This window comes from Bradyrhizobium sp. AUGA SZCCT0431 (assembly GCF_018131065.1).
GTDB lineage: Bacteria > Pseudomonadota > Alphaproteobacteria > Rhizobiales > Xanthobacteraceae > Bradyrhizobium.
The window spans coordinates 193,533-215,978 of the sequence record NZ_JAFCLR010000003.1 but is presented as its reverse complement, the minus strand read 5'-3'; the positions used below and the strand labels follow the sequence as shown (position 1 = coordinate 215,978).

The 22,446-nt window shown below is 61.9% G+C and carries 20 protein-coding genes; 9 read left to right on the top strand and 11 right to left on the bottom strand.

Annotation, left to right across the window (positions count from 1 at the left end; translation table 11 throughout):
* Nucleotides 1–129: 129 nt before the first annotated feature.
* The 5 genes from JQ567_RS04060 to JQ567_RS04040 all read left to right on the top strand — a co-directional run bounded on the left by JQ567_RS04060 (nt 130) and on the right by JQ567_RS04040 (nt 5,284).
* Nucleotides 130–1,005 (top strand): S-methyl-5'-thioadenosine phosphorylase, encoded by an 876-nt coding sequence (locus JQ567_RS04060; RefSeq protein WP_212437596.1) that lies wholly within the window; start codon nt 130–132, stop codon nt 1,003–1,005.
* Complete coding sequence (gene mtnA, locus JQ567_RS04055; protein ID WP_212437595.1) at nt 1,002–2,096, top strand: S-methyl-5-thioribose-1-phosphate isomerase; 1,095 nt, start codon at nt 1,002–1,004, stop codon at nt 2,094–2,096. The genes JQ567_RS04060 and mtnA overlap by 4 nt, the downstream gene beginning before the upstream one ends.
* 130 nt (nt 2,097–2,226) lie before the next feature.
* Nucleotides 2,227–2,769 carry a tripartite tricarboxylate transporter TctB family protein gene (locus tag JQ567_RS04050; RefSeq protein ID WP_212437594.1) on the top strand — a complete coding sequence of 181 codons (543 nt, stop codon included), beginning with the start codon at nt 2,227–2,229 and terminating at the stop codon, nt 2,767–2,769.
* Nucleotides 2,770–2,787: 18 nt separating this feature from the next.
* Nucleotides 2,788–4,305, top strand: coding sequence for a tripartite tricarboxylate transporter permease (locus tag JQ567_RS04045; RefSeq protein WP_212437593.1), 1,518 nt, complete (start codon nt 2,788–2,790; stop codon nt 4,303–4,305).
* Between the two features lie 157 nt (nt 4,306–4,462).
* Nucleotides 4,463–5,284 (top strand): outer membrane protein, encoded by an 822-nt coding sequence (locus tag JQ567_RS04040; RefSeq protein WP_212437592.1) that lies wholly within the window; start codon nt 4,463–4,465, stop codon nt 5,282–5,284.
* Nucleotides 5,285–5,365: 81 nt separating this feature from the next.
* Here the strand turns inward: JQ567_RS04040 and JQ567_RS04035 are convergent, their stop codons facing one another.
* The 9 genes from JQ567_RS04035 to JQ567_RS03995 all read right to left on the bottom strand — a co-directional run bounded on the left by JQ567_RS04035 (nt 5,366) and on the right by JQ567_RS03995 (nt 16,094).
* Nucleotides 5,366–6,559: a CaiB/BaiF CoA-transferase family protein gene (locus tag JQ567_RS04035; RefSeq protein WP_212437591.1), complete on the bottom strand. Its 1,194-nt coding sequence runs from the start codon at nt 6,557–6,559 to the stop codon at nt 5,366–5,368.
* Nucleotides 6,560–6,882: 323 nt separating this feature from the next.
* Nucleotides 6,883–7,209, bottom strand: coding sequence for a hypothetical protein (locus tag JQ567_RS04030; RefSeq protein WP_212437590.1), 327 nt, complete (start codon nt 7,207–7,209; stop codon nt 6,883–6,885).
* A 182-nt stretch (nt 7,210–7,391) separates the two neighbouring features.
* Entirely contained in the window at nt 7,392–8,618 is a 1,227-nt protein-coding gene (locus JQ567_RS04025) for a phenylacetate--CoA ligase family protein (RefSeq protein ID WP_212437589.1), read from the bottom strand.
* Between the two features lie 141 nt (nt 8,619–8,759).
* Nucleotides 8,760–9,599 carry an ABC transporter ATP-binding protein gene (locus JQ567_RS04020; protein WP_212263966.1) on the bottom strand — a complete coding sequence of 280 codons (840 nt, stop codon included), beginning with the start codon at nt 9,597–9,599 and terminating at the stop codon, nt 8,760–8,762.
* Between the two features lie 174 nt (nt 9,600–9,773).
* Nucleotides 9,774–11,054, bottom strand: a complete 1,281-nt coding sequence (locus JQ567_RS04015; RefSeq protein ID WP_212437588.1) for an ABC transporter substrate-binding protein — start codon at nt 11,052–11,054, stop codon at nt 9,774–9,776.
* A 54-nt stretch (nt 11,055–11,108) separates the two neighbouring features.
* Nucleotides 11,109–12,182: a branched-chain amino acid ABC transporter permease gene (locus tag JQ567_RS04010; RefSeq protein WP_212437587.1), complete on the bottom strand. Its 1,074-nt coding sequence runs from the start codon at nt 12,180–12,182 to the stop codon at nt 11,109–11,111.
* A gap of 6 nt (nt 12,183–12,188) precedes the next feature.
* Nucleotides 12,189–13,082 carry a branched-chain amino acid ABC transporter permease gene (locus JQ567_RS04005; protein WP_211997460.1) on the bottom strand — a complete coding sequence of 298 codons (894 nt, stop codon included), beginning with the start codon at nt 13,080–13,082 and terminating at the stop codon, nt 12,189–12,191.
* Nucleotides 13,083–13,350: 268 nt separating this feature from the next.
* Complete coding sequence (locus JQ567_RS04000) at nt 13,351–15,282, bottom strand: long-chain fatty acid--CoA ligase (RefSeq protein ID WP_212437586.1); 1,932 nt, start codon at nt 15,280–15,282, stop codon at nt 13,351–13,353.
* On the bottom strand, nt 15,279–16,094 hold the full coding sequence (locus JQ567_RS03995) for an ABC transporter ATP-binding protein (protein WP_212437585.1): 816 nt from the start codon (nt 16,092–16,094) through the stop codon (nt 15,279–15,281). The genes JQ567_RS04000 and JQ567_RS03995 overlap by 4 nt, the downstream gene beginning before the upstream one ends.
* 420 nt (nt 16,095–16,514) lie before the next feature.
* Here JQ567_RS03995 and JQ567_RS03990 point away from each other — a divergent pair, with 420 nt between their 5' ends.
* From JQ567_RS03990 to JQ567_RS03980, 3 genes are all read left to right on the top strand, one after another.
* The gene (locus tag JQ567_RS03990; protein ID WP_212437584.1) at nt 16,515–17,189 is read left to right on the top strand and encodes a Crp/Fnr family transcriptional regulator; all 675 of its coding nucleotides are present in this window, start codon (nt 16,515–16,517) and stop codon (nt 17,187–17,189) included.
* 306 nt (nt 17,190–17,495) lie between these two features.
* Nucleotides 17,496–18,581, top strand: coding sequence for a GDP-mannose 4,6-dehydratase (gene gmd, locus JQ567_RS03985; protein WP_212263972.1), 1,086 nt, complete (start codon nt 17,496–17,498; stop codon nt 18,579–18,581).
* Nucleotides 18,562–19,518, top strand: a complete 957-nt coding sequence (locus JQ567_RS03980) for a GDP-L-fucose synthase (RefSeq protein ID WP_283816442.1) — start codon at nt 18,562–18,564, stop codon at nt 19,516–19,518. The genes gmd and JQ567_RS03980 overlap by 20 nt, the downstream gene beginning before the upstream one ends.
* A gap of 18 nt (nt 19,519–19,536) precedes the next feature.
* Here JQ567_RS03980 and JQ567_RS03975 read toward each other — a convergent pair whose 3' ends face one another.
* Nucleotides 19,537–20,388: a uroporphyrinogen-III synthase gene (locus JQ567_RS03975; RefSeq protein ID WP_212437583.1), complete on the bottom strand. Its 852-nt coding sequence runs from the start codon at nt 20,386–20,388 to the stop codon at nt 19,537–19,539.
* Nucleotides 20,389–20,528: 140 nt separating this feature from the next.
* Here JQ567_RS03975 and purU point away from each other — a divergent pair, with 140 nt between their 5' ends.
* Nucleotides 20,529–21,392, top strand: a complete 864-nt coding sequence (gene purU / locus JQ567_RS03970; RefSeq protein ID WP_212437582.1) for a formyltetrahydrofolate deformylase — start codon at nt 20,529–20,531, stop codon at nt 21,390–21,392.
* Nucleotides 21,393–21,459: 67 nt separating this feature from the next.
* Here the strand turns inward: purU and JQ567_RS03965 are convergent, their stop codons facing one another.
* Nucleotides 21,460–22,347 (bottom strand): SDR family oxidoreductase, encoded by an 888-nt coding sequence (locus JQ567_RS03965; protein WP_212437581.1) that lies wholly within the window; start codon nt 22,345–22,347, stop codon nt 21,460–21,462.
* Between the last annotated feature and the right edge of the window lie 99 nt (nt 22,348–22,446).

The window sequence follows — 22,446 nt, the reverse complement described above, 5'->3', positions numbered from 1 at the left end:
AAGCCTCTGTCAGAGGGCCTTTGCAGTAGGCGAACAATGGTTGATTATTGCGTCGCAGTATAGTCGAACATCCAAGCGTGCTGGGAACAAGCCGGAGCGGTCGCTTCGGGAAACATTCGGGGAGCAATCATGACGAATGCCGTGCTTGGCATTATCGGCGGATCCGGCATTTACGATCTGCCGGGGTTGGAAAATGTCCGCGACGAGGCAATCGAAAGCCCCTGGGGCGAGGCTTCTGCGCCCGTCAGGCATGGTGTAATCGCCGGGCTGCCGATCGTATTTCTGCCCCGGCATGGCAAAGGGCACGTTCTGTCGCCTTCGGACATCAACTACCGCGCCAATATCGACGTCCTGAAACGGGCAGGGGTTACCGACCTGATTTCGCTCTCGGCCTGTGGTTCGTTCCGGGAGGATCTGCCACCCGGCACATTCGTGCTCGTCGATCAGTTCGTGGACCGCACCCACAAGCGCGAAAGTTCATTCTTCGGCAAAGGCTGCGTTGCCCATGTCTCGATGGCTCATCCGGTCTCGCCGCGCCTATTGGTGCGTTTGGCGGAAGCCGCCAAGGCCGAGGACATCGCAGCCGTGCAAGGCGGCACCTATGTCTGTATGGAGGGTCCTCAGTTCTCCAGCCTTGCCGAGAGCCTGACCTACAAGACGCAGGGCTATTCGGTGATCGGGATGACCAACATGCCGGAAGCCAAGCTCGCCCGTGAGGCCGAGATCTGTTACGCCAGCGTGGCGATGGTTACCGATTTCGATTGCTGGCATCCCCAGCACGACGCCGTGACGGTTCAGGATATCATTCGCGTGCTGAATTCGAATGCCGAAAAGGCCAAGGGCCTGGTTGCGCGCCTTGCCAGGGATTTCCCGCGCGAGCACGAACCGTGTCCGATCGGCTCGGATCGGGCCCTCGATACCGCGCTGATCACGGCGCCGGAGGCGCGAGATCCCAAATTGCTCAGGAAGCTCGACGCGGTGGCCGGCAGGGTGTTGCGTTCATGAAGGTCGATGGCAGGCATTTTCGCAGCATCTGGCTCGAGCCCGATGGATGGTCGGTCGGGGCGATCGACCAGCGGCGGCTGCCGCATGATTTCGTCATCGCGCGGATGACGAGTGCGGCGGACGCCGGCGAAGCCATCCGTTCCATGCTGGTGCGCGGCGCGCCGCTGATCGGCGCAACCGCCGCTTATGGCATGGCGCTGGCTATGCGCGCCGACGCCTCCGACGCCGCGCTTGACCTTGCCTACAAGATGCTGATTGCGACCCGGCCGACGGCCATCAATCTGAAATGGGCGCTCGATGAAATGCACGGGATGCTGCGGCCCTTGCCGCCGTCAGGACGTGTCGCGGCGGCCTACAAGCGTGCCACTGAAATCGCGGAGGAGGACGTCGCGATCAATCAGGGCATAGGACAGCACGGTCTGGCGCTGATCGAAGCGATTGCCGCAACCAAGCCGGGAGAGACGGTCAATATCCTGACTCACTGCAACGCTGGATGGCTGGCGACGGTCGATTTCGGTACCGCGACGGCTCCGATCTACCTCGCGCATGATCATGGCCTGAAGGTCCATGTTTGGGTCGACGAAACCCGGCCCCGCAATCAAGGCGCTTCCCTCACGGCGTGGGAACTTGGCCACCATGGTGTCGCGCATACGGTGATCGCCGACAACACCGGTGGCCACCTGATGCAACACCGGATGGTCGATCTGGCCATCGTCGGAACCGACCGGGTGGCCGCCAATGGCGATGTCTGCAACAAGATCGGAACCTACTTGAAGGCGCTCGCCGCGCACGACAACGGCGTGCCGTTCTATGTTGCGCTGCCGTCGCCGACCATCGACTTTAGTATCGACGACGGAATAAAGCAGATTCCGATCGAACAGCGCGCTTCCGATGAGGTCGCGACCATGACCGGCCGCACCAGCGATGGGCGTATCGAAACGGTGCGGGTGGTGCCTGCGGGATCGCCGGTCGCCAATTATGCCTTCGACGTCACGCCGGCGCGGCTGGTAACTGGATTGATCACCGAGCGCGGTGTGCTGAGGCCTGAGCGTGCTGCACTTGCGAGCACGTTTCCTGATCGGGTTCGATAGCGCTTTGTGGAAGCCGGTTCGCGTTGAGGAAACGCGTCAAGTCAGAGCATTCGCTGAAGTTACATTGACGCGGGCAACGCCAGCACTGTATCCCGTATGCCACGTCAGTTAGCGGGGATAGATCGATCCAATGTCCAATACCGACATCGAAATCGTCGTCGACGATCCGACCGCGCCGGAGGTCAATTCACCTGTCGTGACGAGCGTCCGCATCGTCGACGTCGTGGTGTCATTGCTCCTTCTGGCGCTGGCGCTGACGCTCGGATGGGACAATTGGCGCACCGGCGCCGCCTGGGACTCCACCGGCCCGCAGGCCGGTTATTTTCCGTTCTATCTGTCGGTGATCCTCGGTGGTGCCAGCCTCTATGGGCTCGTCACCGCTTTCCTGTCGCGCAAGGAAGCCGCCGAGACTTTCGTCACGCAGGCCCAGCTTCGCCGCGTCATGGCCGTGTTCGTGCCGACGATGCTGTTCTGTCTGGCCATGCAATTTCTCGGGCTCTATGTCGCGAGCTTCCTGCTGATCTCGACCTTCATGCGCGTGGTCGGCAAGATCGCCTTGTGGAAATCGCTGCTGACCGCCTTCGTGTTCACCGCTGTGATGTTCGTGACCTTCGACATCGCGTTTGACGTCATCATGCCAAAGGGCCCGCTCGAAGCGGCCCTCGGCCGATAGTAGATCGCAGGTAGTTTGATGGAAGCCTTCGGTCTGCTCATGCACGGCTTTGCCGTCCTGCTGACATGGAAGACGCTCGTCCTGATGATGGTCGGGCTGGTGCTCGGCATTTTCGTCGGCGTGTTGCCGGGACTTGGCGGGCCGAACGGCGTGGCGATCCTGCTGCCGTTGACCTTCACGATGGATCCGACCTCGGCCATCGTGATGCTGTCCTGCATTTATTGGGGTGCGCTGTTCGGCGGCGCCATCACGTCGATCCTGTTCAACATTCCCGGCGAAGCCTGGTCGGTCGCGACCACCTTCGATGGTTATCCGATGGCGCAGCAGGGCAGGGCTGCGGAAGCGCTGACTGCGGCGTTTACTTCCTCCTTCATCGGTTCGCTGGTGGCGGTGCTGTTGATCACGTTTCTGGCGCCGATGATCTCGTCCTTTGCGCTGAAGTTCGGCCCGCCTGAATTCTTTGCGGTCTATCTGCTCACCTTCTGTTCCTTTGTGGGGCTTGGCCGCGAGGCCAAGCACAAGACTGTCATTTCGATGTCGCTCGGTCTGCTGCTCGCCGGCGTTGGAATGGACACGGTGTCCGGCCAGTTGCGCATGACCTTCGGTTCGACTGACCTCTTGCGCGGCATTAATTTTCTGGTCGCGGTGATCGGCCTGTTCGGCATCAGCGAGATCCTGCTGACGATGGAAGAGCGCCTCGCGTTGCGCGGACACGCCGCCGGGATCAGTCTGCGTGTCGTGTTGTCGGTCTGGAGGGACCTGCCGAAATATTGGGTGACGCTGTTTCGTTCGTCGTTCATCGGCTGCTGGCTCGGCATTACGCCGGGTGGCGCGATTGCGGCCTCGTTCATGGGCTACAATCTCGCCAAGCGTTTTTCCAAGGACCCGGACGGTTTCGGCAAGGGCCGCATCGAAGGTGTGTTTGCGCCGGAAACGGCGGCGCATGCCTCGGGCACCGCAGCGCTGCTGCCGATGCTGGCGCTTGGTATTCCCGGCTCCGGCACTGCGGCAATCCTGCTCGGCGGCTTGATGGTGTGGGGCCTCAACCCCGGGCCTTTGTTGTTCGTCGAACACAAGGACTTCGTCTGGGGCCTAATTGCCTCGATGTATCTCGGCAACGTGGTCGGTCTTGTGCTGGTGCTGACGACGGTGCCGATCTTTGCCTCAATCCTGCGGGTGCCTTTCGCAGCGGTCGCGCCGATGATCGTGGTGTCCTGCGCGATCGGTGCCTATGCCATCCAGAATGCGATGTTCGACATCTGGCTGATGCTTGGCTTCGGCGTCGTCGGCTACGTGTTCAAGAAGATCGGAATACCGCTCGCGCCGTTCACGTTGGCGCTGGTGCTCGGCAACCGCGCCGAGGATGCGTTCCGCCTCTCGATGATCGGGTCCGGCGGCGACATGAAGGTGTTCTGGTCGAACGGCCTTGTTGGCTCGATTACAACACTGGCGATCGTTCTCCTGTTCTGGCCCGTGATCGACAAGCTATTTGGCAGTTTCGCCCGGCTGATGCGGACGTCAAAAAGTACTGCCTAGCCAGATGTTTAGGACGGATTTGGTGTTTCTTCACCCTGACGCCGGCTAATCCGTCGATGGAACTCAATTGTGTCCACTTGTTGCTCCCGGGTAACAGGATACGGCACCCGTTTCTGTATACTGGTTCCAGTTCAATTTCACGTTTTAGGGAATCCCGATGAATCGCATTCTGATTGCAGGTGCCGCGATTGTTTCGCTGCTCACGACGAGCGCATTCGCTGCCGACCTGGCCCCGCGGCCGTATACCAAGGCTCCCGTGATCGTCGATCCCGGCTACAACTGGACTGGCTTCTATGCTGGTCTCAACGGCGGCTATAGCTGGGGCAGGGCTCGTAACACGTTCGATCCGGGTGCACCGCTTACGATCACCACGTTTGGGCAGAATGTCGATGGCGGTCTCGGTGGCGGCCAGATCGGTTATAATTGGCAATTGGACCGGACTTGGGTGGTCGGACTTGAAGCTGACATCCAGGGCACGGGGGAACGCGGAGGATCGCGTGATCAACTCGGATCGATCAGGGTCGGGAGCATAGGTGCAACCTTGTTCGCCGACACCACCACGAGCTTGCCTTGGTTTGCAACCTTCAGGGCCCGTGGCGGCGTCCTCGTTGACCCGAGTTTGTTGCTGTACGCGACAGGCGGTCTGGCGGTTGGTGAAGTCAAGGTGGCGACGACGCCTTCCGGAGTCTTCCAGCTGTTCGACGGCAACAGCAACGTCACCATCGGCGCACCGTTCACGGTCATTGGGACCACGGTGTCCGGGAGTGAGACGCGCGTGGGTTGGACAGTCGGAGCCGGCCTTGAGAAGAAATTCGCCAGGAACTGGTCGGCGAAGCTCGAATATCTCTATATGGACTTCGGCTCGAAGACCTACTTCGGCGGAACGGCAAATCAGACCACTGTCAGGTTCCATGACCATGTTGCCCGCGTCGGCATCAACTACCAGTTCACGGCCGCTCCCGTCGTCGCCAAGTACTGAGCCACAGAACGATAGGAATAAAAAAAGCCCCGGTTTTCCGGGGCTTTTTCGTGTGGTGAGTTCCAGGCGTTCTGATGCCGCTCAGACCACCTTGCGTTGCCTGAGATCGGCGATCTCTTCCTTGCCGAAACCGAATTCGGCAAGCACTTCTTCGGTCTGTTCACCGAACTCCGGCGGACGTGCCGCCATGCTGCTTGGCGTCCGCGACAAAGTTATCGGCTGGCCGACCAGTTGGATGTGCCTGTTTTCGTCGTTGGGCACGTGCTGCGCGATGCCGAGATGCTTGACCTGGTCGTCATCGAACATCTGATCAATCGAGTAGATTGGGCCACAGGGCACGCCGGCGGCGTTGAGCTCGCTGACCCAGGTCTCGGTGGATTTCTTCTCGGTGAGCTTCCCAATGGCGGCATTAAGCGCGTCGCGGTTCTTCGAGCGGGCGGGAGAGGTGGCGTAGTCGGGGTTGGTGAGGAGTTCAGGTGCGCCGATCGCCTGCGCGCAGCGCTCCCAGATCCGCCCGCCCGTGGTGGCGATATTGATATAGCCGTCCGACGTCCTGAAGACGCCGGTCGGAATGCTGGTCGGATGGTTGTTGCCGGCCTGCTTGGCCACGTCCTTTTCCATCAGCCAGCGTGCGGCCTGGAAATCCAGCATGAATATCTGGGCCTGCAGCAGCGAGGTCTGCACCCACTGGCCTTCGCCGGAGACATCGCGTTCGAGCAGCGCCGTGAGGATGCCAAGGGCACAGAATAGCCCGGCAGTGAGGTCGGCCACGGGAATGCCGACCCGCATCGGGCCCTCGCCGGGGGCGCCGGTAACCGACATGAGCCCGCCCATGCCCTGGGCGATCTGATCGAAGCCCGGCCGCTTGTGATAGGGGCCATCCTGCCCGAACCCGGAGATGCTGCCGTAGACGATGCGCGGGTTGATCTTGCGCAGGCTCTCGTAATCGATGCCGAGCTTGGCCTTGACGTCGGGCCGGAAGTTCTCGACCACGACGTCCGCCTTCTCGGCAAGGCGCTTGAACACCTCGAGGCCCTTCGGATCCTTCAGGTTGAGGGTCATCGCCCGCTTGTTGCGGTGCAAATTCTGAAAGTCCGAGCCCTGGCGCGGGCCACCCGGCTGTTCGCCGGCCGCGTCCTCCAGCAGCGCGTCGATCTTGATGACATTGGCGCCCCAGTCGGCGAGCTGCCGCACGCAGGTCGGCCCCGAACGGACGCGGGTCAGGTCGAGGACGGTGAAACGGGAAAGGGCCTGCGAGGCGCGCGGGGAGGGCATCAAGGAGTCTCCAGCCAACAATTGGTCGAGGTCAAACTATCGGCGAAATGCATGGGCTTGTCATGCCATCATCGCGGATAGTGTCCGCGCCGGGATGCATAGCAGTTGCTAGCACACGCGGCCTCGAGCCCGGCGCAGCGCGTTCACGCGCGTCTTCGGCGGGCTACAGGCGGCGCACCGCAGGACTCGGAAATAAAATCGCGAAAACAACCCCATGCAAAGTAGCCTTAGCCCCGGCTCGCCGCACTCGTGCTGCGTTGCGTCCGCGGCACGAGCACAAAATGGTCTATCGTCTATCGTCACGGCCCAGGTCTCATCTCACGCTAGCGCGACAGTCGGCGCAAATCGGCTCGCGCTTTCGCTACCAGCGGATCGTCCGGATGCCTTGCGATGAAGAGCTCCAGCGCCTCAACCGTGTTCAGTCGCCGCGCCAGTTGATATTCTTCCTCCGCCGCCAGCTTGGGATCGCGTGCGGGCGGCATGGTATTTTTGGCGGCAGTGCCAGGCTTTTCATCCGAAGCGATAGCTTTGGTCATGGCGAAATGACCTTTCTGAATCAAACGATCCGAATCCGGCAGCAAGATTGTTGCAGCCAGTAGCGAGATCGTAAACGCCCTTGGCGTGGCCTTTTTGCGTAGCACTTTTCGCATTTGTCCGAACCCGGGCCTGATCGGCGAACCGCCTTGACGAGGAAGATGGATTTCATCGGCGTGTTGGTATTTCTCAAGTTTTTATACTGGCTCCATTGCTGGTTCCCAGAGCCGCCTCTTTGCTTGCAAATGCTCGTCAAAATTGTGTTGGATGCAAAGGTTGTCGGTTGACGTACTTCGCGTTAGCTGCGTTCGTCGACAATCACCTTTCCGTCGTTCGGCAATGACTTGGGCTCGACCCAATCCACGATACCTCCGAGTTTTGTTACGTTTCGGAGTGTTGTGACAACCGCTTCCTTGAGGCCGGCATTCGGACTTGCTGTCTCTGCCTTGAGGGTCATTAGGTCGCTTTCGCCCGATCGCGTCACGACGAGGCGCAACCGCCCGAGTTCGGGGTGACGCTTGCCGATCTCGGCGATTTGTTCCGGCCGCACGAACATGCCCTTGACCTTGGTGGTCTGGTCGGCGCGGCCCATCCAGCCCTTGATGCGCATGTTGGTGCGTCCGCAGGCGCTTGTCCCCGGCAGCACTGCCGTGAGATCGCCCAGCGCGAGCCGGATCCAGGGGTGGTGCGGATCGAGCGAGGTGACGACGATCTCGCCGACGTCACCGGGGGCGACGGGATCGCCGGTGCCGGGCCGCACGATTTCGAAGATCAGATCCTCGTTCACGACCATGCCGTCATGGGCCTCGGTCTCGAAGGCGATCAGGCCGAGGTCGGCGGTGCCGAACGCCTGGTGGGCATCGACGCCGCGTGCCTTGACGTCGTCCTGCAGTGATTTCGGAAAGGCCGCGCCGGAAACCAGCGCGCGCTTGATCGAAGAGACGTCGCGCCCCGCGCTTGCGGCGGCATCGAGCAGGATTTTGAGGAAGTCCGGTGTGCCGCTGTAGCCGACCGGCCGATAGGCCTCGATCAGCTCGAACTGTGCTTCGGTGTTGCCCGGGCCGGCCGGGATGACTGCACAGCCGAGCGCCCGCGCCGACGCGTCAAAAATGAAGCCGCCGGGCGTCAGATGGTAGCTGAAGGTGTTGAGCACGACGTCGCCGGGCCGGAACCCGGCCGCAAACAGCGCCCGTGCGCCGCGCCAGGGGTCGGCATGAACAGCCTCAGGCTCGAAGATCGGCCCCGGGGAGGTGAACAACCGTCCGAACGACCCCGGGAGGCCCGCCACGAGCCCGCCGAAGGGCGGTGCGGCCTTGTGCAGGGCAGGGAGTTCGGACTTGCGCAGCACCGGCAGGCGCGCCAGTGCGGCCCGGTCTGTCACGGAAGCAGGATCGGTGCCCTTGAGGCGCTCGGCATAGGCAGGCGCTGCCATCGCCCGGCGCAGCACGGCTGGCAGCCGCGAGAACAACTCCGCCTCGCGCTGGATCGGCTCACGCGTTTCAAGGGCGTCGTAATGGTCGGTCATGAGTCAGTCTTTCTTTCGTCATTCCGGGGCGCGCGAAGCGCCGGCCCGGAATCCATAACTACGATCGGGAGTATGGATTCCCCGATGCGCAAGTGCGCATCTGAGGCCTGCGCCAAGAGGCGCATCCCGGAATGACGGCTGTTACAGCCACCGCTTCCGTCTCTTAAAACTCTTCAGGTTCTTGAAGCTCTTGCGCTGGTCGCCGGCGCCGCCGAGATAAAACTCCTTCACATCCTCATTGTCGCGCAGTTCGTCGGCCGAGCCGTCGAGCACCACCTTGCCCTGTTCCATGATGTAGCCGTGGCTCGCGACCGAGAGCGCCGCCCGTGCGTTCTGCTCGACCAGCAGGATGGTGACGCCGAGGTCGCGGTTGATCTCCTTGATGATCCCGAACACTTCCTTGACCAGCAGCGGTGACAGCCCCATCGACGGCTCGTCCATCAGGATCATCTTCGGGCGCGCCATCAGCGCGCGGCCGATCGCCAGCATCTGCTGTTCGCCGCCGGAGAGGTATCCGGCGAGCCCCGTGCGCTCCTTGAGGCGCGGGAAATACCGGAAGACCATGTCGATGTCGGCGCCGACCTCGTTGTCGGTGCGGGTAAAGGCGCCGAGCTTGAGGTTTTCCACCGACGTCATGTCTGAAATGATGCGGCGGCCCTCCATCACCTGGAAGATGCCGCGGCGGACGATCTTGTCGGGATCGATGCCGTTGATGCGCTCGCCGTCGAACACGATCTCGCCGCGGGTGACCTCGCCGTCCTCGGTCTTGAGCAGGCCGGAGATCGCCTTCAGCGTCGTCGACTTGCCGGCGCCATTGGCGCCGAGCAGCGCCACGATCGCGCCCTTCGGCACTTCGAGGCTCAATCCGCGCAGCACCAGGATGACGTTGTCGTACACCACCTCGATGTTGCGCACATCGAGCAGCGGCGCGGTGGTTGGCGCCGCCGCCGGTGCGCGATCAATTTGAGTTGCTTCTGTCATGTCTGATCACCTGCTGCCGTCATCACCCGCATTGTGCGCAATTGCGCACTGGGGCGGGTGATCCAGTATTCCAGAGCCGCCTGCGATCTTGCGGATGGGCTGCGGCGTACTGGATCCCCGCTTTCGCGGGGATGACGGCGGAGTGTTAAGGTTGCCCGGAGGCAACCCGCTAGATTACCAGCCCAGCCATTCGGCCTTGCGAGGCAAGTCGATGACCTTCACCTTGTCGAGCTTGATCGCGCCGTTCTTGACGAGATCGTTCAGCGGCGCGTCGGTCGCACCGGCGACCTTCATTCGGTAGAGATCGACCTTGAGCGTGCCGCGGTGGTCCTTGTCGGTCCAGGTTGACGGATTGCAGACGCCGTCCATGCCGGCCGGCACCCAATCCTTCTTCTGGTAGAAGCCCTTCTTGACGTTCTCACCGGTGGCGCCGCCGTTCTTGGCAGCCCATTCGACGGCTTCCTTCATGTAGAGCGCGGTGCAGACGCCGGCGATGTAGTGGACCGGACGGTAGGCGGTTCCGCCCGCGTCGGACATCTTGGAGATGTCCGTCACGGTTTTCATGCCGGGAGCGTTGCCGCCCCAGGCCACGGCGGTGCGAAGCGGAAACACGACGCCGTCGGCGGCGGCGCCGGCGGCCTTGGCGGCATTCTCGTCCATGCCCCAGACGTTGCCGAGGAACTGGACGTCGACGCCGGCTGCCTTGCAGGCGTTCAGGACCGAGATGTTCGAGCCTGCGGTGTTGCCGAGATAAGCGTAGTTGGCGCCGGAGCTCTTCAGGGTCAGGCACTGTGCGCTGTAGTCGCCCGGCGTCAGCGCGAACACGATCGGCGGCAGCAGCTCGAAGCCGAGTTCAGCCGCGATGGCTTCACCCGCGGCCTTGGGCGCGTTCGGATAGGGATGGTTGGCGCCCATATGGACGAATTTCGGCTTGCCCGGCTTGCCCTTGGCCTTCCAGTCCTCGGCCGCCCAGGTCAGCATGCCGCGAACGGCATCCGAATAGCTTGGGCCATAGAAGAAATTGTAGGGTGCGGGCTTGGCCTTGCCGCCGGCGCCGGTGGGGTCCGAAAGCGCTGCGGCGTAGGACGCCGAGATGTCGGGGATTTTGTCTTCGGCGAGGAAGCCGGTGAGGGCTTCGGTGTCGGCGGTGCCCCATCCGAGAATGGCCGCAACCTTGTCGGCGCCCGACCATTTCTTGTACTGGGCGATCGCGCGCGGCACCTGATAGCCGTAGTCGACGGTATCGACCTTGACCTGGGTGCCGTTGATGCCGCCGTTCTTGTTGATCCAGGCATAGGTGTCGGCGACGCCCTGTCCGAACGGCGTTCCGACGTCGGACGTGGCGCCCGAATAATCGGCAAGATGACCCAGCGAGATCGGGGCTTGCGCGCTGGCTGAAGTAGCGCCGAGCAGGAGCGCAAGCGAGGCAGTGCTCAATAAAATCTTCATCGTCATTATATTTCCTCCGGTCTTTTGTTGAGGTCTTTTGTTATCGGTCCCGTTCCTACCTCAATGCGAGAACGGGTAGAGTTTCCAGTAAGCCTTGATGCGACGCCAGCGGTGCGCGAGTCCGTCCGGTTCGAAGACCAGAAAGACGATGATGATGATGCCGATGGCCATCTCGCGCAGGAAAGCGATGTTGTTCTTCAATCCCAGGAATTGGTCGATCGGGCTGTCGCGCAGCGCGACGCTGAGCCATTCCATCGACTCGGGCAGCAGCACCATGAAGGCCGTGCCCATCAGCGTGCCCATGACCGAGCCGATGCCGCCGATGATGATCATCGCGAGAAAAATGATCGAGCGGTCGATGCCAAAACCTTCGTTGGAGACCACCTGGTTGTAGTGCGCATAGAGCGCGCCGCCGACGCCGGCAAAGAAGGCGGCGAGGCCGAACGACAGCGTGCGGTATTTGGTGAGGTTGATGCCCATGATCTCGGCGGACAGATAGTGGTCGCGCACCGCGACCAGCGCGCGGCCGTCGCGCGAACGGATCAAATTGGTCACCAGGAGATAGCAGACGATGACGTAAGCGAGCACGACGTAGAAATATTTCTTATCGCCGCGCAGCGAGTAGCCGAAGATCGAGAACGGTTCCGCGCTCGCAGGCACGCTGCCGCCGGTGAACCATTCGGCGCGTGCGAAGAAATCGAGCAGGATGTATTGCGCGGCCAGCGTCGCGATCGCGAGATAGAGTCCCTTCAGGCGCGCCGCGGGCAGCCCGAAGATCAGGCCGACCGCTGCCGTAACCACGCCCGCGAGCGGAATACAGAAGAACACGGGGATGCCGAACCGGTTCGACAGATAGGCGGAGGTGAAAGCGCCGAACCCGAAGAAGGCGGCGTGGCCGATCGAGATCTGGCCGGTGAACCCGACCACGATGTTGAGGCCGAGGGCTGCGATGCCGAAGATGCCGATCTGGATCAGCAGGCTGAGAGTGTATTCGTTGAGGACATGCGGCGCAAAGCAGACCAGGATGATGCCGACGATCATCGCGTTGCGGCTGGTCCTGGTCGGAAACACGGTGGTATCCGCCGCATAGCTGGTGCGGAAATCGCCGGCGGGGATCAGGGTCTGGGTTGCCATGATGGATTACACCCGCTCGATGTCTTTGGTGCCGAACAGGCCATAGGGCTTGATCATCAGGATGATGATCAGCGCATAGAACGGCGCGATTTCGTACAGATTGCCCCAGTGCAGATACTCGCTGTCGAGGAAGTGCGCGAAGTTCTCCAAAAGGCCGATGATGATGCCGCCGAGCACGGCGCCGCCGACGCTGTCGAGGCCGCCGAGGATCGCAGCCGGGAATACCTTGACGCCATAGGCCGAAAGTCCTGCCGAGACGCCGTTGACTACCGCCACCACGACGCCGGCCACCGCTGAAACCGTCGCCGAGATCGCCCAGGCCATCGCGAACACGCTCTTGACCGAGATGCCGAGTGACTGCGCCACCTGCTGGTTGAACGCCGTGGCGCGCATCGCGAGGCCGTATTTGGACAGGCGGAAGAACCACGCCATGCCCACCATCATCGCCAGCGAAACCGCTAGGCTCATCAAATAGACGGTCTGCACCTGCAGTCCGAGGATGTTGACGTTCTGGGTGGTGAAGACGCGCGGAAACGGCTGCAGATTGACGCCGAACATCCATTTCATCAGCGCGGAGAACACGGTGGAGAGCGCAATGGTCACCATGATCACCGAGATGATGGGTTCACCGACCATCGGGCGCAGGATCACCACCTGGATGGCGATGCCGAATAGGAACATGAACACCAGCGTGATCGGCATGCCCAGATAGAACGGCACCTGATATTTCGTCAGCAGCCACCAGCACACCCAGGCGCCGATCAACAGCAATTCGCCTTGCGCGAAATTCACCACCTGGGTGGCTTTGTAGATCAGCACGAACGACATCGCGACCACGCCATAGAGCGTGCCGACCACGAGGCCGTTGACCAGGAGCTGGATCAGTAACTGGGTGTTCATGCGAATTGACTCGTGAGAGGCGCGCGCTTCTTCCCCTCTCCCCTTGTGGGAGAGGCATAGGCGGCCTCCGGCCGCCGTACTAAGATAGAACGCCGATGCCTGGCATCGGCTACGGCGAAGCGAAGGCGGGTGAGGGGTTGTCTCCGCATACGCATGTGTGGAGAGAGACCCCTCACCCTAATGAGTGTGTTTTGAGCGGCGGGGTAGCCCTCTCCCACAAGGGGAGAGGGCACATCAACAGGCACTGCGCGATGTTGTTGCTGACGCCTCATTCCGCGGCCTCCGCGAGTGGCGCGTTGGTGCCGAGATCGACCACCCGCAGCGTGGTGCGGATGCGCTGGGTGGTGCCGTCCTGGAAGCGGATCACGGTGTCGACGGGAATGTCCCGCTTGCCGCCATAGATCGCGTCGATGATCCCGGCATATTTCTCGTTGATGACGCTGCGGCGAACTTTTCGGGTGCGGGTGAGCTCGCCATCGTCGGCGTCGAGCTCCTTGTAGAGCAGCAGGAAGCGGGAGATGCGCTGCGCCGGCGGCAGCGTGGCGTTGACGGATTCGACCTCCTTGCGCACCAGTTCATACACTTCGGGGCGCGAGGAGAGGTCGGTGTAGGTCGTGAACGAGATGCGGTTCTTCTCCGCCCATTTCGAGATGATCGAGTAGCGGATGCAGATCATCGCGGCCAGTGCGTCGCGGCCGGCGCCGAGCACGACGGTCTCGGCGATGTAGGGCGAGAACTTCAGCTTGTTCTCCAGGTATTGCGGCGAGAAGCGTTCGCCGCGCGAGGTCTCGGCGAGATCCTTGATACGGTCGATCACGACGAGCTGCTGGTTGTCGTTGAAATAGCCGGCGTCGCCGGAATGCATCCAGCCATCCTTCATGTCGGCGGCGGAGGCTTCCGGGTTCTTGTAGTAGCCGAGGTACATGTTGGGGTGACGCACCACGATTTCGCCGACGCCGTTGATGTCGGGGTTGTCGACGCGAATCTCGATGTCGGATGCCATCGGCACGCCCGTCGTGTCCGGATCGACCTTGCCGGCCGGATGCAGCGTGTAGGCCCCGAGTAATTCGGTCTGGCCGTAGAGCGTGCGCAGCGGCACGCCCATGGCCTGGAAGAATTTGAACGTATCCGGCCCGAGCGCCGCGCCGCCGGTGGCGGCCGAGCGCAGCCGCGTGAAACCGAGGCGGTCGCGCAAGGCGCGGAACAGCAGTTGGTCGGCGAGCAGTGACTGCTTGCCTTCGGCCAGCGCTGCCAGGCCCGTTTTCATGCCGAGGTCATAGAGCTTTTGCTTGAGCGGCGAGGAGTCCATCACGCCGGCACGCACATCGGCCGCGATCGATTCCCAGACCCGCGGCGCGAACAGCACGAAGGTCGGCGCGATCTCGCGAAAATCGTGCATCATGGTCTCGGGCTCTTCGACGAAGTTGACCTTCATCCGGCAGAGCAGCCCTTTGCCGAGGGCGTAGACCTGTTCCATGATCCAGGGCAGCGGCAGCACCGAGACGTATTCGTCATCCGGTCCCTTCGGATCGAAGCTGAGATACGTCGCGCAATGCCGGAGCACCCGCCCGGCGGCCAGCATCGCGAGCTTGGGATTGGCCGTGGTGCCCGACGTGGTGCAGAGGATGGCGACATCCTCGCCCTTGGTCTCGTCGACCAGGCGGTCGTAGAGACCGCTCTCGCGCGCGGCGCGGTCGCGCCCCATCGCCACCAGCTTGTCGGCTTCCATCAGGCGCGGATCGTCGTATTTCCGCATGCCGCGCGGATCGGAATAAATGATGTGCTTGAGGTTGGGCACGCGCTCAGCAAGCGCCAGCAGCTTGTCGACCTGTTCTTCGTCCTCGGCGAACACCAGTTTGGCTTCGCCATAGTTCAAGAGGTAGGCGGCTTCCTCATCCAGCACGTCGCGATAGAGGCCAAGGCTCATGCCGCCGATGGCGTGCGTGGCGATCTCGGCCGCCATCCAGTCCGGCCGGTTGTCGCCGATGATGCCGATGACGTCGCCGCGTCCGAGCCCGAGTTCGACCATGCCGAGCGCGAAATCATGCACGCGGGTCTGGTAGTCGCTCCAGGTGAAGACGCGCCACAGTCCGTGATCCTTTTCGCGTAGCGCGATCTCGCCCCCGTGCTCCTTCGCGTTGAGGCGGAGCAGCTTCGGATAGGTGTCGGCCCTTGCGGCGCGTCCGGCGTAATCCATCATGCCGCACTCTCCGCCGGCGCATCGTCCGGATCGACCAGGGCTTCGTCCTCTTCACCGAGGTAAGCGCGTTTGACATGGGGGTCGGCCAGCACCGCGGCCGGGTCGCCTTCGGCGATCTTGCGGCCGAAATCCAGCACCATGACGCGGTGGGAGATATCCATCACTACGCCCATGTCATGTTCGATCATCATCACGGTCATGCCGAACTCTTCGTTGAGATCGACGATGTAGCGCGCCATGTCTTCCTTCTCTTCGAAGTTCATGCCTGCCATCGGCTCGTCGAGCAGGATCAGTTGCGGCTCCAGCGCCATGGCGCGCGCCAGTTCGACGCGCTTGCGCAAGCCGTAGGGCAGGGTGCCGGCGGTGGCCTTGCGCACCGACTGCAGATCGAGGAAGTCGATGATCTCCTCGACCTTGCGGCGGTGCTCGAGTTCCTCGCGCCGCGCGCCGGTCAGCCAGTACAGCGATCCAGTGATGAAGTTGTTCTTCAGCAAATGGTGCCGCCCGACCATGATGTTGTCGAGCACGCTCATATGGTGGAACAGCGCCAGGTTCTGGAAGGTGCGGCCGATGCCGAGCCGGGGCCGCGCGTTGGGATTTAGACCCGTGATGTTCTGGCCGCGATAGAACAGCTGGCCTTCGGTCGGCTTGTAGCGACCCGAAATGCAATTGACGATAGAGGTCTTGCCGGCGCCGTTCGGGCCGATGATCGAAAACAATTCGCCATCGTTCACGCCGAAGCTGACTTCGGTCAGCGCACGGACGCCACCAAAGCGCAACGACACCCCGCGCACTTCCAACGTGTAAGCCACTCATTCCCTCCAGATACGGCGCTTAGGCAGCGCTCTTTATCTATCGTTCGCAATGGTCGTCGCGATCCTACATCGGCAGGTACCGCCAAGCCATCCGGCTAATGGTGCCGCGCGCCGCGCGATGCCTTCGTCGTCCTGCTCGGCGGGATCACATGCGCGGTAACGCCGCACCCGCAATCTCCGCCGTTTCCCGCGCGCCATCCGCTTGTTCGGTTGGACCGTAAGTCGGCTGGTGCGAGGTGGCTCTCAATAGTGGAAAGCGTTACGTTGAAATGTCTTGTGCCTGACAATTGGGTCAGCAAATTTCGACGGCGTAACTGCTCGCGGTCCTCCACCGATCGTGCGGGACGGGTGCTCGGGGATGTTGTTGCGGTGCAATATGATGAAGGCAGAGGTCGCAGGCGATGAGTCGATGAGATCATGATTGCTCCGGATTCCCTGAAACGCATGGCGTCCTGGTCACGCGAGCTGAACGATCGCGAGGTCGAGATCGCGCGCGCCGGCATCGTCGAAAAATCCTACCGCGCCAATGAATTCATCTTCATGCGCGGCGACCCCTTCGAATACTGGACCGGCGTTGTCACGGGTCTCGCCCGGATGGGGATCGTATCCCGCGGCGGCAAGGCCGCCAGCTTTGCCGGCCTGACCGCAGGCGCCTGGTTTGGCGAAGGCTCCGTGCTCAAGAACGAGCCCCGGCGCTACGACGTGGTGGCGTTGCGCGACACGCGTCTGGCGATGATGAACCGCACGACCTTCATCTGGCTGTTCGAGAACAGCGTCGGATTCAATCGCTTCCTGGTCCGGCAACTCAACGAGCGTCTGGGGCAGTTCATCGGGCTGCTCGAATACGGCCGCACGCTGGATGCGACCGCGCGCCTGGCGCGTTCGATCGCCTCCTTGTTCAATCCGATTCTGTATCCCGACCTCACGCCGCATCTCGAGATCACGCAGGAGGAAATCGGGGCGCTGTCGGGCATCTCCCGGCAGAATGCCAACCAGTGCCTGAAGCGGCTGGAGAAGGAAGGCCTGCTCCGGCTGGAATATGGCGGCGTGACCATCATCGATCTCGATCGGTTGCGCCGCTATGGCGAGTGACGCCGGAAATCCGCGCACCGCGGGTCGTGTTCTTAACTGGAATAGGTTTGCCGGTGGCTAGCCCGCATTGGGCACTAAAGGTCTGATTTCAAACGGTTTTAGGATTAGACTCCGCCGGGGCCGGATGCTATGGCCTGCGCCGCGTGGTTGAAGCCCCTTGCGCGTCCGGTTCGGCTGGGCGAATTGGGGCTGCGAGGGGCTTTGCCGGCCCTGCGGACGTACCCGGAAGGGTTGGGGTGTCCGGCGGCCGGGGAACTTACTGGCGTTCGCGCTGCCTTGAGGCGGCGCCGGGGTGTTGGAGAGAAAATGGCGGATCAAGATTCGAAGCCGCGCGTCGCGCTGATTACGGGCGTCACCGGCCAGGACGGTGCCTATCTGGCCGAGTACCTACTTGGTCTCGGTTACACCGTGCATGGCATCAAGCGCCGCTCGTCCTCGTTCAATACGGCGCGGGTCGACCATCTCTATCAGGATCCGCACGCCGGCAACGTGCCGTTCCTGATGCATTATGGGGACATGACCGACTCCACCAACCTGATCCGGCTGATGCAGCAGATCAGGCCGACGGAGATCTATAACCTCGCCGCGCAAAGCCATGTCGCCGTCAGCTTCGAGAGCCCGGAATATACCGCCAATGCCGACGGCATCGGCGTTCTGCGCCTGCTCGAGGCGATCCGGATCCTCGGCATGGAAAAGGAAACGCGGTTCTACCAGGCGTCGACTTCGGAGCTCTACGGCCTGGTTCAGCAAGTGCCGCAGAAGGAAACCACGCCGTTCTATCCGCGCTCGCCCTACGCCGTCGCCAAGCTCTATGGTTACTGGATCACGGTGAACTACCGCGAGGCCTATGGCATGTTCGCTTGCAACGGCATCCTGTTCAATCATGAAAGCCCGATCCGTGGCGAAACATTCGTAACGCGCAAGATCACGCGCAGCGTGGCCCGGATCGAGGCCGGCCTTGAGGAAGTGGTGCATCTCGGAAATCTCGAGGCCAAGCGTGACTGGGGTCATGCGCGCGATTACGTCGAAGGCATGCACCGGATCTTGCAGATCGATGAACCCGACGATTTCGTGCTTGCGACCGGAGAGACCCGCTCGGTGCGCGAATTCGTCGAGCTGGCGTTCGCGGAAGTGGGCCGCACCATTGAATGGCGCGGCGCGGGGGTCGATGAGCAAGGCATCGACAAGAAGTCCGGCAAGATCGTCGTGCGCATCGATCCCATGTATTTCCGGCCGACCGAAGTCGATCTCCTGATCGGCGATGCCAGTAAGGCGCGGGAGAAACTCGGCTGGAAGCCGAAGACGCCGTTCGCCCAGTTGGTCAAGGAAATGGTCGCAGGCGATCTTGCGACCGCAAGACGAGAGGTTGCCAATGGCAAGAGTTCCGTTTGAGCTGAAGGGCAAGACGGTCTTCGTCGCCGGGCATCGCGGAATGGTCGGGGCGGCGCTGGTGCGCCGGCTCGCACAGGAAGACGTCGAACTGCTGACGATCGCGCGCGCCGAAGTCGATCTGCGCGACCAGGCCGCGGTCAACAAATGGTTCGCCGCCAAGCGCCCGCAAGCAGTGTTCCTGGCGGCGGCAAAGGTTGGCGGCATCGTCGCCAACAACACGCTGCGGGCCGAATTCCTCTACGACAATCTGGTGATCGCGACCAACGTCATTCACGCGGCCCATGTCAACGCGACCGAGAAACTGATGTTCCTCGGCTCCTCCTGCATCTATCCCAAGCTGGCCCCGCAGCCGTTGCACGAGGATTCCATGCTGACGGGACTGCTGGAGCCGACCAACGAACCCTACGCGATTGCCAAGATCGCGGGGATCAAGATGGTCGAGGCCTATCGCAGCCAGTATGGCTCCGACTTCATCAACGTGATGCCGACCAATTTGTACGGCCGCGGCGACAATTACCATCCCGAATACAGCCACGTCGTCGCTGCCTTGATCCGGCGCTTCCACGAGGCGAAGGTTTCGGGTGCCAGGAACATCGTGGTCTGGGGCACCGGCACGCCGCGGCGGGAATTCCTCTATGTCGATGATCTTGCCGACGCCTGCATCCATTTGATGAAAACCTATTCCAGCGGCGAGCTCGTCAACATCGGCCTCGGCGAGGACATCACCATCGCCGAATTCGCCCGGCTCGTTGCCGCAACCGTCGGCTATACCGGCGAGATCAGCTACGATACTTCGCGGCCGGACGGGACGCCGCGCAAACTGCTCGACAGCGGCCGGCTCGCCAAGCTTGGCTGGCGCGCCAGCACCACGCTCGAGGACGGCCTCAAGCTCGCCTATCAGGCTTACCTCAACGAATCCAAGCAAGCGGCCGAGTGATTGCTGCCGAGTGGTTGCTTAGGACGCCTTCGCAGCCCTCGCACGCGGCGGGTTTTTCCCCAGCGCCGCCGCCATCGCCGATATCAGCGGCCTCATGAAGTAGGCGTCCTCGGCCGGCGATATGTCGGCGCGCAGCCCGTGGGATTTCAGTTCGTCGGAAACCACGGGGCCCACCGAAGCAATCGGCGTCTGCGCCAACCCTTCTCGCAACCGTGCCTCGCATCCGCGCGCCCGCGCGACTTCGACGAGGCGGCGAACCTGGCCCAGATTGGTCAGCGCGATCGCATCGATGCGACCCTGCGCCATCTCGTCGATGGCGGTGACGATGTTGGCGTCGGCGGCCTGCGCGTCATAGACATAGGGCAGCACGATATCGACCTCGGCGCCCTGCGCCTTGATCGCGCCGACCAGGACGCTGTGATCCTTGTCGGGGTAGAGCTGCAGCCCAAGACGGTGGCCGCGCAGGTCGATGCGCGACAGCATCTCGGCGATGCCTTCGGAGGTCGGCTTTTCCGTCGTCACCTGCGGCTCCAGCCCGATTTCGCGCAGCGCACGGCCCGGTTTGGGGCCGCGAGCAAATTTGCGGGTCTTGCCAAGTGCGGCCACGAATTCCGGTTCGAGGCCGATGCGGCGCACGACCTTCATCAGCCGGCGGAGACCTTCGCCGGTCATCAGCACCAGATCGTCGCAAGGCGCGGCAACGAACCGCCTGATCCAGGCCTCGATCGGCGCCGGATCAGGTGCGTCGTGGATGGTGAACATCGGACATTGCAGCACGTCCGCGCCCTGCTCGGTGAGCAGGCGGGAAAACTGCGCTTCCTCGCGCGTTTCCAGGATCAGGATACGGTAGCCGTTCAGTTTGTCAGTCATGGCCTCGCTCCAACGCCAATCGTTGTGCTTTGTTCATCATGACCCCGGTTTCCAGATTGGCGCAAGCCGGTTGGTGGTGATAGAGCAGGGCGCCAACAAGCGTTCCACCCCTCTGCCTGAATTGTAATCAAGTCCGCGCCATGCCCGACCATCAATTCGTCCTGACCCTGTCCTGCCCCGACCGCCCCGGCATCGTCTCCGCGGTGTCGACCTTTCTCGCCCATAACGGGCAGAACATTCTGGACGCCCAGCAGTTCGACGATGTCGAGACCGGAAAATTCTTCATGCGGGTGGTGTTCACCGCCGCCGACCTCGCGGTCGAACTGGCGGCGTTGCAGACCGGCTTTACCGCGATCGCCGACCGCTTTGGCATGGACTGGCAGATGCGCGATCGCGCCAGCCGCCGCCGGGTGATGTTGCTGGCTTCCAAATCGGATCATTGCCTGGTCGATATCCTCTATCGGTGGCGCACCGGCGAACTGGAGATGATCCCGACCGCGATCGTCTCCAATCATCCGCGTGAGACCTATGACAATCTCGATTTCGGCAAGATCCCGTTCCACTATCTGCCGGTCACCAAGGAGACCAAGCGCGAGCAGGAACAGGCGGTCCTGAAACTGGTACAGGACAGCGGCACCGACCTCGTGGTGCTGGCGCGCTATATGCAGATTCTCTCGGATGAGATGTCGGAAGCGCTTTCGGGCCGCTGCATCAATATCCACCACTCGTTCCTGCCGGGCTTCAAAGGCGCTCGGCCCTATCACCAGGCGCATGAGCGCGGCGTCAAACTGATCGGCGCGACCGCACACTATGTGACGCGTGACCTCGATGAAGGCCCGATCATCGACCAGGACGTCGAGCGCATCAGCCACCGCGATACGCCGGAAGATCTATCGCGCAAGGGCCGCGATATCGAGCGCCGCGTGCTGGCCCGCGCGATACGCCATCACCTCGAAGATCGTGTGATCCTCAACGGCCGGAAGACGGTGGTATTTGGCGACTGATGGAACGTCGACCTGCCGTGTGCCAGGTATTCATCCTCTTCATCAAGCGAGCTATGGCGAATTGATCCTAGTCGAAGACCGGAAAGAAACTTCTTGGCTTCCATCCGAAGTCGCGTACCGCAGGCGTTGAATCGAAGGCCATATCCTTCATCATCCGGATGCCCATTGCGGCGTTGGCGCTTGGGAACAATGGCTTGGCGACGACAAATCCAGCCCGCCATAACAGAGGCGGTATTGAGAGTGTCCGTCGCGGCAGCCGCATCCCGTCAAAAATTCGACCGATCATCTCGCGGTAGGTGAGGGTTTCGCCGCCAGGCAAAGAGTAGATCTTGTTTGCAGCGGCTTGACTGAATGCTGCGGAGACCGCGCCGATGGCCAGGTCCTCTGCATGCACAGGCTGCCGTAAACCCTGCGCGCCCCCGACGAGGGGCATAAAGCCAAATCTCCGAATAAGCCTCGACAGCGGCGTAATATTGCGATCCCGTCCTTCGGCGTAGATGAGTGTCGGACGCAATATTGTCCATTCGATGCCGGACTCTGAGCAGATACTTTCGATGTTGCGCTCCGCTTCAGCCAGCCTGGTCAAGGTTGCTCGTTCGGAAGAAATCTCGCTATCGATTTTTGTAAGGACGCTTGTCGAGGTGAAGACAACAATTCGCTTCAAGGAGGGATTCAACAGATATGGAAGAGCCCTGGGCAATAGCGCAGCACTCGCCGTGCAAAACAGGGTCGTAAATGGTGGAAATTTGAAAGCTTCAGGTTTTTCAAGGTCACCCAAAAACCAATCGATCCCCGTCCCATCTTGCGGTGTCCTAGACAAGGCAAGGGGTCGTTGACCGCTGCGGACCAGGCGTTCAACGATGTAGCCGCCGACAAGGCCGGTAGCTCCTATAACCAGACTCTTCGCCTCAGTCTTTTTGTGTTCAGCTCGTTCATCCAATCCTAGCAAACTCATACCGCTCCCAGAATTCAAGCACCCGCGACCGGTCGATGGTCGAGAGTTATCTCCGTTGTTCCGCTCTTCAGCCGGTATAGACCGGTCACATTTCGCGGC

Coding starts and splice junctions, on each gene's coding strand:
- JQ567_RS04020 (WP_212263966.1), bottom strand. CDS start 9,599: ATGACAGAAGCAACTCAAATTGATCGCGCACCGGCGGCGGCGCCAACC.
- JQ567_RS03965 (WP_212437581.1), bottom strand. CDS start 22,347: ATGAGTTTGCTAGGATTGGATGAACGAGCTGAACACAAAAAGACTGAG.
- JQ567_RS03980 (WP_283816442.1), top strand. CDS start 18,562: ATGGCAAGAGTTCCGTTTGAGCTGAAGGGCAAGACGGTCTTCGTCGCC.
- JQ567_RS04005 (WP_211997460.1), bottom strand. CDS start 13,082: ATGAACACCCAGTTACTGATCCAGCTCCTGGTCAACGGCCTCGTGGTC.
- JQ567_RS03990 (WP_212437584.1), top strand. CDS start 16,515: ATGATTGCTCCGGATTCCCTGAAACGCATGGCGTCCTGGTCACGCGAG.
- JQ567_RS04000 (WP_212437586.1), bottom strand. CDS start 15,282: ATGATGGATTACGCCGGACGCGCCGCAAGGGCCGACACCTATCCGAAG.
- purU (WP_212437582.1), top strand. CDS start 20,529: ATGCCCGACCATCAATTCGTCCTGACCCTGTCCTGCCCCGACCGCCCC.
- JQ567_RS04030 (WP_212437590.1), bottom strand. CDS start 7,209: ATGCGAAAAGTGCTACGCAAAAAGGCCACGCCAAGGGCGTTTACGATC.
- gmd (WP_212263972.1), top strand. CDS start 17,496: ATGGCGGATCAAGATTCGAAGCCGCGCGTCGCGCTGATTACGGGCGTC.
- JQ567_RS03975 (WP_212437583.1), bottom strand. CDS start 20,388: ATGACTGACAAACTGAACGGCTACCGTATCCTGATCCTGGAAACGCGC.
- JQ567_RS04025 (WP_212437589.1), bottom strand. CDS start 8,618: ATGACCGACCATTACGACGCCCTTGAAACGCGTGAGCCGATCCAGCGC.
- JQ567_RS04015 (WP_212437588.1), bottom strand. CDS start 11,054: ATGACGATGAAGATTTTATTGAGCACTGCCTCGCTTGCGCTCCTGCTC.
- mtnA (WP_212437595.1), top strand. CDS start 1,002: ATGAAGGTCGATGGCAGGCATTTTCGCAGCATCTGGCTCGAGCCCGAT.
- JQ567_RS04050 (WP_212437594.1), top strand. CDS start 2,227: ATGTCCAATACCGACATCGAAATCGTCGTCGACGATCCGACCGCGCCG.
- JQ567_RS04010 (WP_212437587.1), bottom strand. CDS start 12,182: ATGGCAACCCAGACCCTGATCCCCGCCGGCGATTTCCGCACCAGCTAT.
- JQ567_RS04040 (WP_212437592.1), top strand. CDS start 4,463: ATGAATCGCATTCTGATTGCAGGTGCCGCGATTGTTTCGCTGCTCACG.
- JQ567_RS04035 (WP_212437591.1), bottom strand. CDS start 6,559: ATGCCCTCCCCGCGCGCCTCGCAGGCCCTTTCCCGTTTCACCGTCCTC.
- JQ567_RS04060 (WP_212437596.1), top strand. CDS start 130: ATGACGAATGCCGTGCTTGGCATTATCGGCGGATCCGGCATTTACGAT.
- JQ567_RS04045 (WP_212437593.1), top strand. CDS start 2,788: ATGGAAGCCTTCGGTCTGCTCATGCACGGCTTTGCCGTCCTGCTGACA.